The sequence below is a fragment of the Kitasatospora sp. NPDC003701 genome (assembly GCF_053587085.1).
In genome coordinates this window covers 25,011-40,459 of the sequence record NZ_JBSFNM010000039.1, presented here as the reverse complement: position 1 = coordinate 40,459, position 15,449 = coordinate 25,011, and the positions used below count along the sequence as shown (strand labels likewise).

General features: G+C 72.4%; 11 protein-coding genes. 5 read left to right on the top strand and 6 right to left on the bottom strand.

The window, feature by feature from the left end:
- Nucleotides 1–43: 43 nt before the first annotated feature.
- Both ACWDRR_RS29530 and ACWDRR_RS29525 read left to right on the top strand, forming a co-directional pair.
- Nucleotides 44–1,135 (top strand): branched-chain amino acid ABC transporter permease, encoded by a 1,092-nt coding sequence (locus ACWDRR_RS29530; RefSeq protein WP_449775288.1) that lies wholly within the window; start codon nt 44–46, stop codon nt 1,133–1,135.
- Nucleotides 1,132–2,040 (top strand): alpha/beta fold hydrolase, encoded by a 909-nt coding sequence (locus ACWDRR_RS29525; protein ID WP_449775287.1) that lies wholly within the window; start codon nt 1,132–1,134, stop codon nt 2,038–2,040. Before ACWDRR_RS29530 ends, ACWDRR_RS29525 begins: the two co-directional genes overlap by 4 nt.
- Before the next feature lie 82 nt (nt 2,041–2,122).
- On the opposite strand, the gene ACWDRR_RS29520 is transcribed toward ACWDRR_RS29525, so the two are convergent.
- Together ACWDRR_RS29520 and ACWDRR_RS29515 are read right to left on the bottom strand one after the other, a co-directional pair.
- Entirely contained in the window at nt 2,123–3,406 is a 1,284-nt protein-coding gene (locus ACWDRR_RS29520; RefSeq protein ID WP_449775286.1) for a hypothetical protein, read from the bottom strand.
- A gap of 528 nt (nt 3,407–3,934) precedes the next feature.
- Nucleotides 3,935–4,522: a DedA family protein gene (locus ACWDRR_RS29515; RefSeq protein WP_449775285.1), complete on the bottom strand. Its 588-nt coding sequence runs from the start codon at nt 4,520–4,522 to the stop codon at nt 3,935–3,937.
- A 510-nt stretch (nt 4,523–5,032) separates the two neighbouring features.
- Between ACWDRR_RS29515 and ACWDRR_RS29510 the strand changes: the two genes are divergently transcribed.
- Nucleotides 5,033–6,136, top strand: coding sequence for an LLM class flavin-dependent oxidoreductase (locus ACWDRR_RS29510; protein ID WP_449775284.1), 1,104 nt, complete (start codon nt 5,033–5,035; stop codon nt 6,134–6,136).
- Nucleotides 6,137–6,329: 193 nt separating this feature from the next.
- On the opposite strand, the gene ACWDRR_RS29505 is transcribed toward ACWDRR_RS29510, so the two are convergent.
- Nucleotides 6,330–8,549: a putative bifunctional diguanylate cyclase/phosphodiesterase gene (locus ACWDRR_RS29505; protein WP_449775283.1), complete on the bottom strand. Its 2,220-nt coding sequence runs from the start codon at nt 8,547–8,549 to the stop codon at nt 6,330–6,332.
- Between the two features lie 580 nt (nt 8,550–9,129).
- Nucleotides 9,130–9,555 (bottom strand): OsmC family protein, encoded by a 426-nt coding sequence (locus ACWDRR_RS29500; protein WP_449775282.1) that lies wholly within the window; start codon nt 9,553–9,555, stop codon nt 9,130–9,132.
- A gap of 324 nt (nt 9,556–9,879) precedes the next feature.
- On the opposite strand from ACWDRR_RS29500, the gene ACWDRR_RS29495 reads away from it, so the two are divergent.
- Nucleotides 9,880–10,215 carry a chorismate mutase gene (locus ACWDRR_RS29495; protein WP_449775281.1) on the top strand — a complete coding sequence of 112 codons (336 nt, stop codon included), beginning with the start codon at nt 9,880–9,882 and terminating at the stop codon, nt 10,213–10,215.
- Between the two features lie 518 nt (nt 10,216–10,733).
- A complete protein-coding gene (lepB, locus tag ACWDRR_RS29490; RefSeq protein WP_449775280.1) occupies nt 10,734–11,342 on the top strand; it encodes a signal peptidase I in 609 nt (202 codons plus the stop codon).
- Here the strand turns inward: lepB and ACWDRR_RS29485 are convergent.
- Both ACWDRR_RS29485 and ACWDRR_RS29480 read right to left on the bottom strand, forming a co-directional pair.
- Nucleotides 11,305–12,501: an EamA family transporter gene (locus ACWDRR_RS29485; protein WP_449775326.1), complete on the bottom strand. Its 1,197-nt coding sequence runs from the start codon at nt 12,499–12,501 to the stop codon at nt 11,305–11,307. The genes lepB and ACWDRR_RS29485 overlap by 38 nt on opposite strands.
- 220 nt (nt 12,502–12,721) lie before the next feature.
- A complete protein-coding gene (locus ACWDRR_RS29480) occupies nt 12,722–15,172 on the bottom strand; it encodes a transglycosylase domain-containing protein (RefSeq protein ID WP_449775279.1) in 2,451 nt (816 codons plus the stop codon).
- Nucleotides 15,173–15,449 lie beyond the last annotated feature (277 nt).

Sequence of the window (15,449 nt, the reverse complement as noted above, 5' to 3'; positions counted from 1 at the left end):
CATCCCTCGAACAGGTGAATCAATCACCGAGCGCTCGACAGCGGTGCACCGAGCGCTACGCTGGTGGCCGATCGCTCTGCTGATCCTGTTCCTTGTCGCCCCATACAGTGCGCTTCCCGTTCCGGGATTGCTCGACGGCCCGCTCGGCAGCCCCGGAAGTCTCCAACTCATCGCCCTGTGCCTGCTCTACGGGGCGCTCGCCACCGGCTACGACCTCCTGCTCGGCCGTACCGGACTGCTCTCCTTCGGTCACGCGCTCTACTTCGCGACCGGCCTCTACGCCACCGATCTCGCCATGCTGGAGCTCCGACTGCCGTTCGTCGCGGCGGCTCTCTTCGGCGTCGCCTGCGCGGTCGCGCTGGCCCTGCTGCTCGGCTCGGTCAGCCTCCGCGTCACCGGCATCGGGTTCTCCATGGTCACCCTGGCCTTCGCGCAGGCCGGTTCGATCCTCGTCCAGCGCAACCCGGGTGGCATGACCGGCGGCGAGGAGGGCCGGTCCGCGCCGGCGGAGCAACTGCCCTCCGCCTTCCTGGGCATCGAGAACACCGCCAACCTCTACTGGCTCGCCGTCGCCTACCTGGTCCTCACCCTGGCCGCCGTCCACTGGGCCGTCGGCTCACCGATCGGAAGGGTCTGGGAGGGCATCAAGGAGAACGAGCGCCGGGTCGAGGTGCTCGGCCTCCGGCCCTATGGCTACAAGTTGATCGCCTTCGTCCTCGCCGGAGGCCTTGCCGCGGTGGGCGGAGTGGTCTACCTGCTGCTGACCGGGGGTGCCACGCCGCAGGCCGCCACCTCCGATGCGACGCTCTCGCTGCTGGTCATGGTCGTCCTCGGCGGATCCGGCACGCGCTGGGGCCCGTTGCTGGGCGGCGTCATCTACACCTGGGCCGGCCACCGGCTCGGTGACCTCGCCAACTCGGAGGCGATCGCGGACCTCCCCGCGGTGCTGCGCGTCCCGCTCTCCCAGCCGTTGTTCCTGTTGGGCGGCCTCTTCGTCGCCGTGGTCTACCTGCTGCCCGGCGGCCTGGCCAGACTGCCGGCCCGCATCCGCGCCGCCCGTTCCGTCCGCTCCGCCCGGGCCACCGGCCGGGCCGGTGCCCCCAGCGCCCGCCCCACAGGAGGCACCCCCGCGTGAACGCATCACCGCAGCACCCCGAAGAGCTGACCGTCCCCGTCCCCGGTGGGGACTTGGCGGTGCTCCGCTGGCCCGCAGCGGTGCCCGGAGCCCCGACCGTCGTCGCGGTGCACGGCATCACCGCCCATGGCCTCGCCTGGTTCGAGGTCGCCCGCGTGCTCGCCGGCCGGGCCACTCTGATCGCGCCGGACCTGCGTGGGCGCGGGGCCAGCCGTACGGTCGGCGGGCCGTACGGACTGGCCCGGCACGCGGACGACGTGGCGGCCGTGATCAGCGCGCTCGGCCTGGGGCCGACCGTCGTCGTCGGCCATTCCATGGGCGCCTGGATCACGGCCTTGACCGCCGTGCGGCATCCGGAGCTCGTCAGCCGCGTGCTGCTGGTCGACGGAGCGGTCAGCTTCCCGCTCCCCGACGGTGTCCGGTCCGAGGACGCGCTGGCCGCGGTGCTCGGCCCGGCACTGGCGCGGCTGTCGATGACCTTTCCGGACCGCGCGGCCTATCGCGCGTTCTGGCAGCGGCACCCGGCCTTCAAGGCCGACTGGTCGGACGGCATCGACGCCTACACCCAACGCGATCTCGTCGGCGTCGAGCCCGAACTGCGTTCCGCCTGTGTACCGGAGGCCGTTCAGGTCGACGGCGAGCAGGTCCTGCTGGACCAGGACGCAGCCGCTGCCGTGCACCGACTGCCCTGCCCCGGTGAGCTGCTGTGGGCGGAGCGCGGACTGCTCGACGAGCCGCAGGGCCTCTACGACAGCGAGCGGATCGCCACGGCCGGGCTGGATCCGGCCAGGGTGGTGGCCGCGACCCTCGTACCGGACACCAACCACTACTCGATCCTCTGGGGCCGGGCCGGCGCCGAGGCCGTGGTGCGAGGCCTGCTCGGCGTCGGACCCGCCGCCGACTAGCGGACCCCGGGGTACGGATCGGCCGGCGAGGCACCCCGCCTCGCCGGCCCGTCCCCCCTGCGGTGTCACCGCCGTGAACTGCTCACCCGGCGGCGCCGAGGAAGGTCCCCCACCCGCCGGTCGGCGCCTGTCCGACGTTCAGCGAACGCAGCTTGCGGATCGTGGACTGGTCCTGGACCTCCAGCCAGTCGACCAGCTGCCGGAAGGAGACCAGCCGGACCTCCGGCTTGGCCGCGATGGTCTTGAGCGTCTCTTCGACGGCGTCCATGTAGATCCCGCCGTTCCACTGCTCGAAGTGGTTGCCGATGAAGAACGGCGCACGGTTGCCGTTGTAGGCGCGGTCGAATCCGGCCAGATAGGCGTCCCGCGCCTGGGAACGCCAGTCGTTGTACTTGGAGGGGTCGCCCTTGGTGCTGCCGGCCGACTGGTTGGCGAGGATGTTGTAGTCCATCGAGAGCACCTGGAACGCGTGCCCGGGGAACGGGATGCTCTGCAGCGGGAAGTCCCATATCTTGCCGTCCTGCACCTTCTGCGGCCATATTTGCTGACCGCCGGAGGAACTGGCGTCGTACTTCCACCCCAGGGCGGCCGCGGTCGGCAGCAGCGCCTTCTGCCCTTCCAGACACGGGGTGCGGCCGCCGATGAGCTCCTTCTTGTAGTCGAAGGGGAGCGGGTCGACGTCGGTGAAGCCGGTGTTGGTGCGCCACTGGGTCACGAACGAGACCGCCTGGTCGATCTCGCTCTGCCAGTCCTCGGGGGTCCACTTGTTGACACCGTTGCCGTCCGAACGGGTCGAGCAGAAGTGCCCGTTGAAGTGGGTGCCGATCTCGTGGCCGGCCGACCAGGCCTGGCTGATCAGTTTGAGCGTGGTCTTGACCGCGCCGTCCGAGAGGTACGGGATGTCGGACGCGCCGACCGCGTGCTTCGGCGGGTGGTAGAGGTCGGCCTTGCCCTTCGGGAGGGTGTAGATCCCGGAGAGGAAGAAGGTCATGGCGGCCTTGTGCTCCTCGGCCAGCTTGAGGAAGCGGGGGAACTGGCCGTCATCGGTGCCGCCGGCGCCGTCCCAGGAGAACACCACGAACTGCGGCGGCCGCTCGCCGGGCTTGAGCTTCTCCGCCTTGGGCTGGTTCGGCTGGGGGCCGGTGTCGGAAGTGGAGCCGTCGCCGATGGGAGTCCCCTTGGACGCGCCCGTGGTCGGACTGCCGCTCCCCGTCGGCCCGCCGGTGCCGGTGCCGGTGCCGCCCGGACCGGGAGCGGAGGGACTCGACCCTGAACCCGATCCGCCGCTGGAGCACGCCGCGACCGCCCCGAGCGCCACAGTCGCGGCGGTGGCACTGAGCACGGTCCTGCGCGAGATGCTGGTCATGGTCTCCCCTGGGTGCCGCTGGCCGGGTCGAAATGGCGTCAGTGGGCCGTACCGGTCAAATCGGGCAATTGATGATTAATACGCCGTTAGCATGCCATGTGGACGCAGAGGGCACCAAGGTGCCGAGGTCCATCGACAGTGAACACGCCTACCCGGCCCGGACGGGCTGCAACAACCAGCGTTCTGTTGCCGTCCTGTGACGCTTTGCACAGTCTTGGGCGACCAGCTGTCGGCAGGCCGAGCCGATCGGCCACCCGGTCCTCGTGAACCCAGAGCTCTGGGTCGCTGAGCGCTGAGTTGCCGAGCGCTGGGTCGCTGAACCTTGGGGTGTCGAACGTTGGGCATCGATCGGCGGGTGCCGCGAAGGGGGCGTCCCGCGGGGCGGCGCCCTGTAGTGCATCGGGTGCCTGGGAGGTCCGGTGCGTCGCGATGGCACGGCGTCACGGCGTCACGGCGTTGCGGCGCCGAGGCCGGCGCCGGTACCGGGTTCGGTGGCGCTCCCGCTCCGTGTCGTGGAGCGTGCGGGCGTCAGTTGATGACGAGCCGACGGTTGCGCCGCACGATCCGGGCGATGGCGGTGCTGACCATGGTGGCGGCGGTGCAGGAGACCGCAAGGCTCAGCCAGGCGGTGTCGAACCAGTGGCTGTTGAGCCAGCCCAGCGTGACGATGTAGGCGGCCCAGATCAGGGCGGCCAACGCCGACCAGCGGAGGAACCGGTGCGGGTGGGCGTGCGCGGGGGAGTGGCCGATGGCCAGGTCGAGGATGGTCCGGCCGGCCGGTACGAATCGCGCGACCACCACCATGGCGGCTGCCGCCCCGGTGGTCCGCCCGTCCAACGCCTGCTGGACCCGGGCCACGCTGGCCGCCAGCTGCGGGCGGTGTTCGAGGCGACGCTGGACCGAGGGGGCGCCCCGGCGGGCCAGTGAGAGCAGCAGGAGGTCACCGAGGAACGAGGCGACTGCCACGCCGAGCCCCAGCACGACCGGCGCACCGTCTATCTGCGCCGTCTTGAGCACGGCCAGGATGACCAGTGTTCCGCTGGGGATGAAGGGGAGAAACGCGTCTCCCAGTACGGCGCAGAGCGCCAGGGCGCAGATCCATGAGGATCCGATCACCGCCGCGATGTCCAAAGTAGGTACTCCCTCCAGGCTGCCCGGGGGAGCAGATGGCTGCAGGGGGTAACGCTAGCGCCTCGACTTTTCATGCCATGAAGCACCCCGGCTGTGCTGGGCATCACAAGACGCGAGCCCCTGGAGCGGGGTGCCGTTCCAGGGGCTCGCGGGGATCGATCGGCGCTGGTCCAGCCCGATGACCTTGCAGGTGGGGGCGGATCCGGTTTGGGTGATCCGCTCTGATCCATAGCCTGCCGGACGCCGCCCGCCGATCGCGAGCCCTGCGGCTGGCGACTTCCCGCTCTGGCGTGAAGTCGCCACGCGTGTCCGCTCGCTGGCTCTGAGTCAGCCGAACGGTCGGTAGGCGGTTCGTCGCACAGTGACACCTTGCACCGGGAACACCGGGACCGGTGGCGTGGTTGACCTCCCTTGGCAGTGGCGACCGCAGGCCAGGCAGGCGGTCGCCCGGGACGCCACACGGACAGCACCAGGACGGCCAGGAGGGCGGACGGCATGACCACCGACGACCAGCAGGAGCGCGGGCCCGGACCGCAGAGCCACGCGGCGATCCGGGGCACCGTCCGGGGCACGGCGCCCGCGCCGCTCTCCATCCTCGACCTGGCCACCGTGGGCGTCGGCTACACCCCGGCCGAGGCGCTGGCCTCGACGACGGCCCTGGCCCGCAGCGCCGAGGAATGGGGCTACCACCGGTTCTGGGTGGCCGAGCACCACGGCATGCCGGGTGTCGCCAGCTCCACCCCCGCCGTCCTGCTCGCCCACCTCGGGGCCCACACCACGACGCTGCGGCTCGGGTCCGGCGGAGTGATGCTGCCCAATCACGCTCCGCTGGGGATCGCGGAGCAGTTCGGCCTCCTGGAGGCCCTGCACCCCGGCCGGATCGACCTCGGGCTCGGCCGTGCCCCCGGCACCGACCCCGCGACCGCCCGGGCACTGCGGCGCGGCCTGGGTGAGGGGGCCGACGACTTCCCCCAGCAGCTCGCCGAGCTGACCCACTTCCTCGACGGCGACTTCCCGGACGGGCACCCCTACGCCCGGCTCACGGCCGTCCCCCGGAGTGACGGGCGGCCGCCGGTCTGGTTGCTCGGATCCTCCGGCTTCAGCGCCCAGCTGGCCGGCCGGCTCGGCCTGCCCTTCGCCTTCGCGCACCACTTCAGCAGCACCAACACCATCCCGGCCCTCGACCTCTACCGCTCGTCGTTCCGCCCCTCGGCCGTCCTCGACGAGCCGTACGCGCTGATCGGGGTGAACGCGGTCGCAGCCGACGACCGGGAGGCCGCCCGGCGGCTCGCGCGCTCCTCGGCGCTCGGAATGCTCCGGCTCCGCCGGGGGAATCCGGGCCCGATCCCCACCCCTGAGGAGGCCGAGAGCTACCCGTACAGCCCGGTGGAGGCCGACTTCGTCGACGACTGGCTGGGCAACGTCGTCCTCGGCTCGCCCGGTGAGGTCGCCGACGGGCTGGAGGCGCTGCGCAAGCGGACGGGGGTGGACGAGTTGATGGTCACCTCGCACATCCACGGCCACGAGGCCAGGCACCGCTCCTACGGGCTGATCGCCCGGGCCTACGGGCTCACCGGCCAGGCGGCCGAAACGGCCTGAGCCCGCAGGCGCCCGAACTCGTCGGTGGGAGGCGGAGTCCCCTTGCCCGCCGACGAGTTCGGTGTGCGTGCCCGCCTCCGGGGCGGGAGCCGCCCGATCCGTTCTCGACCGCGCCGAGCCGCTGCCGTCGCGGCGCCGGGCCGGTGGGCCGGTGGGCTGTGAACTGCCGAACTGCCGAACTGCCGAACTGCCGTTACCGCTTGTCCGGCCGGGGGCGGCTCTCGCGGAGTATCGCCGCGACGTGCTCCGCCTCACCGGGCTTGGCGAAGTACCAGCCCTGGGCGGTGTCGCAGCCGGTGAGCCGCAGCCGCTCGGCCTGCGCCGCGCTCTCGATGCCCTCGGCGGTCACGGTCAGGCCGAGGGTGTGGGCCAACTGCACCATCGCGCCGACGATCTGCTCGTCGGCATCGCTCCGGCGGGAGCCGGCCCCGGGCGGGCCGGTGCGGCCGGCCGGGGCCGGGTCGCGGAATCCCTCGATGAAGGTGCCGTCCAGCTTCAGCACGTGCACCGGCAGCCGGGAGAGGTAGGCCAGGTTGGAGTAGCCGGTGCCGAAGTCGTCGATCGCGATCCGGACACCCATGTCGGCCAGGGCCTGCAGGGCCTGGAGGGGGCGTCCTCCGGGGCCGAGCAACGCGCTCTCGGTGATCTCCAGTTGCAGGAGCCGGGCCGGCAGGCCGGTGCTGTCGAGCGCGTGGGCCACATCGGCGACCACGTCGGAGTCCCAGATCTGACGGGCGGCCAGGTTGACGCTCACGAAGGTCTCGGTGTCGGGGAACTCCGTGAGCCAGCGCTGCGCCTGACGGCAGGATTCCTCCAGCACCCACTTGCCGAGCGGCACGATCGCGCCGGACTCCTCGGCGAGGGGAATGAAGCGGTCCGGCGAGAGCGTCCCGTAGCAGGGGTGGCGCCAGCGGACCAGGGCCTCGGCGCCGTGCACCGCGCCGTCGGCGAGGCCGACGAGCGGTTGGTACTCGATGGTGAACTCGCCGCGTTCCAGGGCCGGCCGGAGGGCGGTGGCGAGCAGTTGGCGGGTCAGCTGGTGGGCGCCCCGGTCCGGGTCGTAGAGGGTCCAGCGGGCCCGGCCGTCGGCCTTCGACCAGTACAGGGTGGAGTCGGCGTCCTTGACCAGGTCGGCGGGTGTGGTCTCGTGCACCGACCGCTCCACGACACCCACGCTGGCGGTGACCACCAGCCGGTGCCCAGCCACGTCGAAGGGACGCTCCAGCGCTTCGAGGATCCGGGCGGCCAGCTCGGTCAGCTGCTCGCTGCCCCGGCTGTCGGGCACCAGGACGGCGAACTCGTCGCCGCCCATCCGGGCGACCAGATGGGCGCTGTGATCGGAGACGCTGTGCCGGAGCCGGGTGGCGACGGCGATCAGCAGTTGGTCGCCGATGTGGTGGCCGAGGGTCTCGTTGATCGCGGCGAAACCGTCGAGGTCCAGGTAGCAGACGCCCACCCGGCGGCCGTCCGGCCGGCCCGTTCCCGGCGTGCCGGATCCGGCCGATCGCGACCCCACCGCTCCCGACCTCACCGCTCCTGACTCCACCGCGCCCGCCTCCGCCGTGCCGGGTCGCGCCAGTCCCGCCTCCGCCGAGTCCGGCGCGGCCCCGGGGATCCCGGCCGCGACCGTTCCACCGGTCGTGAGGCAGGCGGCGTCGAGCCGCTCGAAGAAGAAGGCCCGGTTGGGCAGCCGGGTCAGCGGGTCGTGCAGCGCCTGGTACTCCAGGCGGTCGCCGAGGCGCCGCTGCTCGGTGATGTCCTCGACCAGGGCGAGCGTGTACAGCGGGCTGCCGGCGCCGTCGCGGATCAGGGAGATGGTCACCTTGCTCCACACCGTGCGCCCCTCCCGGTGTTTGAGCTGCTTCTCCACCCGGAGCCGCTCACGATCACCGCGGACGAGGTCGGGGAAGAGCCGGTCCGGCAGGCCCTCCGGGTCGATGATGTCGTGGATGTGGGTGTGGACCAGGTCGCCGACGCCGCAGCCGACCAGGGCGGCGAAGGCGGGGTTGACCTCGATGATCCGGTCGTCGGGGTCGATCAGGGCCATGCCGATGCCGGCGTCGCAGAAGGCGGCCCGGAAACGGGATTCGCTGGCGCTCAGCGCGGCCAGCAGGCGGTCGGTGTTCCCGGGGGTGACGTCGGCGCCGCCGGCAGTTCGGTGCACCCCGTTGGTGAGCGGGGTCGAGCAGGTGGGGCAGAGGACGACGCCGGTGCCGACCGCACCGTCCGACCCGGAGCCGGGCGGCGCGCCGGGACGGCGGCCGGGGGTCGCCTCGGTGCCGGCGCCGGTAGCGGGGCCGGTGTCGCCCACGGCGCCGGGGGAGTTGTCGAGGGCGGTGGCGGCTGAGCCGTTGGCCGGGCGGAGGATCGGAGAGATGAGGTGGCGGTGGTGTTGCGGTTGTTCGTGCCGCACGCCTGGGTGGTGTGCGTCGGCCCCCTCGTTCTGGCCCGGCACGGCATGCTCCCGTCCGCTGCTGACGCCTGATGCTGGTCCGGCCGGTCACGTGGAACTGCGGTGGCCGGCTCCCGCACTCTGTCGAGGTCCTCGCGGTCCGATGCGCAACGCTCGCGGTGGAGCGCTCGCGTGGGGATCCGCGTGAAGAACAGGGCGCTGCGGCCGATCATAGGACGCGGCGGCAACACGCGGTGACCGCCGCCAGAGTGATTCGCCCGCTTTCGCGGCATGTGTAGTGATACATGCAGACGCCCCCGGTACACATCACATGATGTGCGCCAGGGGCGTGTGCTCCAAAAGTGCGCCCCTGAGCGCTTGCTGAGCGCTGGGAACGCGCCGCGCACTTCGCCCGAGCGCGGGAGGCCCGGGCGAAGTGTCAGGGCGGCAGGCCGTCAGAACGTCGCGGCGCCGGACGTCGTCGCGACGCCGGAGTTCCGAGCCGGGCCTCGGCCGGGCGGGCCGAACGGGCGCCGAAACGCCGAAACGCCGAACGCCGAAACGCCGAAACGCCCTACGTGACGCGGCAGACCTTGCTGCGTCAGGCCAGGTTGGCCGTGAGCGTGATGGTCGTACCGGTCAGGGCCTGGCTCACCGGGCAGTTCGCCTTGGCGTCCTCGGCGGCCTTCACGAAGCCGGCCTCGTCCAGGCCCGGCACCTCGCCGGTGACGGTCAGGTGGATGCCGGTGATGCCGGTGCCGGGCTGGAAGGTGACATCGGCCTGGGTGTCCAGCTTGGTGGGCGGGGTGCCGGCGCCGGCCAGGCCGTGCGACAGGGCCATCGAGAAGCACGCGGAGTGCGCGGCCGCGATGAGCTCCTCCGGGCTGGTCTTGCCGTTCGCCTGCTCGGCGCGGGCCGGCCAGGAGACCGGGTACTCGCCGATGCCGGACGAAGCGAAGGTCACCTGACCCTTGCCGTCGACCAGGTTGCCTTCCCACGCGGTGCGTGCGGTGCGGGTGGTTGCCACGATCGGTACCTCCATTACTGAGGGACTGCTGTCTCGTCACTTCCGGTCATGCCGCGCACCAGCCTACGGGCAGGCCGGGGGCCGATCACACGTAACGCCGCAGGGCGCCGCGCCCGGAGGCCACCGGTCCGCCCGCAGTCCGGTGATCGCCCTGGCCGGGCGCCTGACCTGCCGGTCGGCCACCGGTTCACGTGTCGTCCGGATCGTGGACGGATGCGCCCAATGGTGCGGATCCGCGCCGGGTGCCCTGTTAGATTTGCCCGGGCCCGAGCCTCGGCCGACGGGGTCGGGTGCCCACCACCACAGAGCCGCGGAGCCGCCCCGATGACGGATCACCCCACGACCCCCGAGACCGGACTGTCCGACGGGATCGACGACGCCGTGCGGGCCGAGCTGACCAGCCTGCGCGAGAGCATCGACAACATCGATGCCGCGGTGGTCCACATGCTGGCGGAGCGGTTCAAGGCGACCCAGCGGGTCGGCCGGCTCAAGGCCGAGCACAAGCTGCCCCCGGCCGACCCGGCGCGGGAGCGCGACCAGATCCGGCGTCTGCGGGAGCTGGCCGCCGGGGCTCACCTGGACCCGGTGTTCGCGGAGAAGTTCCTCAACTTCATCATCGCCGAGGTCATCCGCCACCACGAGGCCATCGCCCGCGCCTGAACGGTCCCGTTCGCGCCGCCGTGCACCTCCGTGTGACATCCCCGTGGGTACCGACCGGGCTGCCGGGGCGGATCCGGTACCCGTGCTTCGTGCCCGAAGGCCGGTCGAGGAGTCGCCCGCGACCGCCCGTGGCCCGTGGCGCGCCGCCGTCCGGGTGGTGCTCCGGTACCCGTCCGGGCCCCGGCGGGACGGGGCTGAGATGTCTGACGCGGGTAAATGCCCGATTTCGCGTGGCTTCGGGGTTGGCGTAGCGTGCAGGTTCCCCCAGCCGGAGAGGTGGAGCAGCGACGATGGCGGTGAACCTGCCCGAAACGCACAGCGATGCCGGGACCGGTCAGGCCCAGGCCACCGGCGCCGGACACGGTGCTGGTAGTGCCCACGGTGCCCCCGGTGGCGGCCGTGCGGAGGCGCGCCGGGCGCGCTCGCGGAAGGCGCCGAAGGGGTCCCGGGCTCCCAGGGGCTCGAAGGGCCGCAGGGCCGGGCGTCGTCAGCGGCCCTGGTGGATCGAGATTCCGGTGATGGCGGCGATCGGGCTGGTGGTCGCGCTGCTGATCAAGACCTGCCTGTTCCAGGTGTTCATGATCCCGTCCGGGTCGATGGAGAACACCTTGCGGATCGGCGACCGGGTCGGGGTGAACAAGTTCGCACCGCTCACCGGCTGGGAGCCGAAGCCCGGCCAGCCGGTGGTGTTCAAGGACCCGGGCGACTGGCTGCCGCCTCAGCCGACCGACGGGAACCCGGTCTCCAGCGCCGTGGGATCGGTGCTCAGCTTCGTCGGTCTCGTCCCGCCGAAGGACGACAACTACCTGGTCAAGCGGGTCATCGCGACGGGTGGCCAGACCGTTCAGTGCTCGGGCACCACCTTGACCGTCAACGGGGCGAAGGTGGACGAGCCGTATCTCCACCCCGGGGACGACTCCTGTGCGGGGATGGACTTCGGTCCGGTGACGGTGCCCCAGGGGTACGTCTGGGTGGAGGGCGACCACCGGAGCGACTCCGCCGACTCGCGCTACCACCAGCGGGGGCCGGGCGGCGGTGCCGTGCCGGTGGACAACGTGGTCGGGCCGGTGTCCGCCGTCGTCTGGCCGCTCAATCACCTCGACTGGTTCGGCTGGGTCGGCCGCTGACGCCGGTGGTTCCGCGCTCGGTGGCCACCCGGCCCCCGACCTCCTGGTCCACCGGCCCCCGGTCCTCGATCTCCGGGCCCCCGGCAGCCCGCGCCAGCCGCTCACCGAGAGCCGCCGCACCCGCCGCACCAGTACCCACGGGACCCGTCCCCAGGGCATCCGCGCCCACGGCACCGGCAGCCCCACCCGCAGCGCCCACGGCGACCGTCGCGCTTGCTCCCGCCACACCGTCCGCCGCCACCGGTGCCGTGGACGGCTTGCTCGCCTGGGCCGCGAAGGCGCCCGCCAGGACGAGCAGTCCGCCGGCGATCTGCGGCAGGCCCAGGTGTTCGCCGAGCAGGATCCAGGCCAGGACGGTGGCGACGACGGCCTCCAGGTTGGCCACCACCCCGGCGATCGGGGGCGACAGGTGGCGGACGGCGACCACCCCGGTCAGGTAGGCGAGCACGGTGGCGACCAGGATCATCCAGGCGGCCGGGAGCAGTGCGGGCAGGGAGTGCCCGTTCATCACGACGTCCCCGCCGAGCAGGCCCCAGTCGGCCTCCCAGGGGCGGGTGAAGGCGGTGAGCACCACGGCGCCGATCAGCAGGCCGTACGCGCTGACGGCGATCGGGTCGACCGGGCGGTCGCCCTGGCTGCCGGCGTCGGCCAGGACGAAGTAGCCGACCTGGCAGCAGGCCGCCCCGAGGGCGAACAGCACGCCCAGCGCATCGAAGCTCAGGCCGTTCCAGACCTCCACCACACAGGCCAGACCGGCCACGGCCACGCCGGCGCCGACCGCCGCGCCCCGGCTGATCGGCTTGCGCTGGACGAACTTCACGTAGCCGATGAGCAGCGGCGGCCCGAGGTACTCGATCAGCAGGGCGACGCCGACCGGGATCCGGGAGATCGCCGCGAAGTAGCAGGCCTGGACGCCGGCGACGGCGAGCAGGCCGAAGCCGATCAGCAGGCCGGGCCGTCGGAGTACCGCGGCACGGTGGCGGTAGGCCAGCGGGAGCAGGACCACGGCCGCGCCGGTGACCCGGAGCCAGACCACGTGCAGCGGTGAGAGGCCGGCCTCGATCAGAGGCTTGGCGGCGGTGCCGGAGCCGCCGAAGGCGCAGGCGGAGACCAGGGCGAGGGTGAGACCGAGGGTTCTGCCCGCGGAGCGGCCGGGCAGGGGCTTTGAGCTGTGCACCGAGGCATTGTGACAGTCATATCGGCGATTCGGTAAGGCGCCATTCCGTCATTTGGTCCTGCACTGAACTGTGCGCAGTGGCAGGTCCGCGGAGGGTCAGCCTTCTGCTCCCGGGCACCCGGGCACGCGTCCGCCCGAGCACCCGCCCGCCTGCCCGGGCGGACGAACGGGCGAACGAGAACCGGAACGGCCGCGGGACCGCCTACTGCCCCGTGCCGGCCCCCGCCAGCGCTCCCGCGCCCGCACCTGACCCCGAGCCCGACCCCGACCCCGCGCCGCCCGCGCCGCCCGAAGGCTGGGGCGCGGTGGTCGGCCCGGTGGTCGGGGCCGTGGTGGGCGTGGTGGTCGGCTGCGGCGTCCGGGTGGGCCGGCCGGTCGGCTGGGTGGTCGGCTGCTGGGTCGGTGCGGTGGTCGCGCCACCGCCACCGGGCTGCGAGCCGCCCGAATCGCCGCCGTTGGTGCCGGAGGACCCGGAGGTCCCGGTGGAGCCCGAGCCGCCGGAGCCGCCCGGTGTGCCGGTCGCGCCGCCGGAGCCGTTGCCCGAGCCGCCCGCGGTCCCGCCCGTCGCGCCGCTGCCGGGCGTGGCCGACGGCGAGGCCGCCCCGGAGGGCGTCGACGAGCTGTCCGGGCCGCCCGAGGAGGCGCCGCCACCCGACCAGTCCGCGCCCGAGGGCGAGGCGAAGTCGGTGACCGGCTGGCCCTTGAGCGCGGCCTTCATGTAGCTGGTCCAGATCTGCGCGGGGTACTGGCCGCCCGCCGCGCCGTCGATCCCGCCGGTGCCGCTGAGGCTGACCTGGGCGCCGCTGGCCGGGTCCTGGCCGAACAGCGCCACGGAGGTCACCAGCTCGGGGGTGTAGCCGACGAACCAGACCGACTTCTGGTCGTCCGTCGTCCCGGTCTTGCCGGCGACCGGGCGGCCCAGCGACTTCGCCCGCCAACCCGTCCCGCCCGGGTCGCTGACGACGCCCTGCAGCATCGACGTCACCTGGCGCGCGGTCTCCTCGCTGATCGCCTGGGTGGTCTTGTGGGCCGGCAGCGGGAGCGCCTCGCCCTCGCGGTCCACCGACTGCACCAGCCACGGGGTGATCTGCTTGCCGCCGTTGTCCAGCGTCGCGTACACGCCGGCCATGTCGAGCACGCTCGGGGTGGCGGTGCCGAGCGGGATGGACGCCACCGGGTCGAGGCCGGGGGAGTTGCTGGGCAGGCCGAGGGCGACGGCGGTGTCGCGGACCTTCTGCAGACCGGTGTCCTGGGCGAGCTGGGCGAACACCGAGTTCACCGACCAGTCGGTGGCCTGCTGCAGGGTGACCTGGCCGTAGCTCTTGTCGCCCTCGTTCGGCGGCGCGTACGGGGTGCCCTTGCCGCCGCGGACCTTGCGCCCGCTGGTGCCGTCGTAGACGGTGCGCGGGGTGACGGTCTGGCCGGACTGCGTCTTGGCGCCGTTCTCCAGCGCCGCCGCCAGGGCGATCGCCTTGAAGGTGGAGCCGGCCTGGTAGTCGCGGCGGGTGGCGTTGTCGACGTAGTGCTTGGTGTAGTCGACGCCGCCGTAGAGGGCGACCACGGCACCGGTCTTCGGGTCGACCGAGACGGCGCCGGCCTGGGCGGCCGCGTCCTTCTTCCGCTTGTCCGGGTTGAGGGTGTCGTGCAGCTGCGTCTGGACCGAGTCCTGGAGGGCCTGCTGCCGCGCCGGGTCGACGCTCAGCTTGATGGTGTAGCCGCCCTTGGCCAGCTCGGACTCGGTGATGATCTGGTTGGCGGCGAGGTACTCGGTCGCCGCGTTGACCAGGTAGCCGGCCTGGCCGGAGAGGCCGAGCTGGGCCTGCGGGTCCTTGACCTCGGGGAAGGTGGTGGCGGTCCGCTCCTCGGCGGAGAGCCAGCCCTCCTTCACCATGCCGTCCAGGACGTAGTTCCAGCGGTTGACCGCGTTCTGCTTGCCCGCCGGGGTGGCGGTGGCCACGTCGTAGGCGCTCGGGGCGTTCAGCAGGGCGGCCAGGTAGGCGCCCTGGGCGGCGTCGAGCGCGGACGCGTCCACGCCGAAGTACTGCTGGGCGGCGGCCTGGATGCCGTAGGCGCCGCGCCCGTAGTAGGAGGTGTTGAGGTAGCCGGAGAGGATGTCGTCCTTGGTCTCGGTGGCATCCACCTTGATCGCTATGAAGAGTTCCTTCACCTTGCGGGTGATGGACTGCTTCTGGCTCAGGTAGGTGTTCTTCACGTACTGCTGGGTGATCGTGGAGCCGCCCTGGGTGCCCTCGCCCTTGGCGGTGTTGACGGCGGCGCGGACCAGGCCGGGCACGTTGACGGCGCCCTCGTGGTAGAAGTTGCGGTCCTCGGCGGCCAGTGCGGCGTGCTGGGCGGCGGGGGAGACCTTGTCCAGGCCGACGTTCTGCCGGTTGGTCTGGCCGGTCCGGGCGATCACGGAACCGTCCTGGTAGAGCCAGGTGTTGCTCTGGGCGGTCGCGGCGGCGTGCGCGTCCGGCACCTTCACCAGGGTGATCCCCAGGGCGAACAGGCCGACGCCGAGCAGCAGCGCGACCACGAGGCCGAGCAGGCTCATCCGCCAGGTCGGGATCAGCCGGCGCCAGCCGGTGCGCTTCGGGCGGCGGGGCTTCCGGCCGCCGGCCGGGAGCTCCGAGGGGCGCTTCAGGCGCTTCACCGGGCGGAGTCCGAGGGACGGCGCGCGACGGCCGCTCTGGGTGTTTCGGGACAAAGCGGCGGCCTTTCCTGCGGGCGAACCGTGCCAGCCTGGACGAACGGGGAATGTCGACGGTCGGGGACCTTTGTCCCGTTTCCGGTGTACAGCCCAGGACGTGCCGAACGGGCCGATCGGCTCCGTCGGGGCGGCAAGCGAGACCGACATCACACGCAAATCGGACGTCGGAGGGCAAAAAATCAGGGAGCCTCTCGCTGCTGCGAGAGGCTCCCCAAGTGTC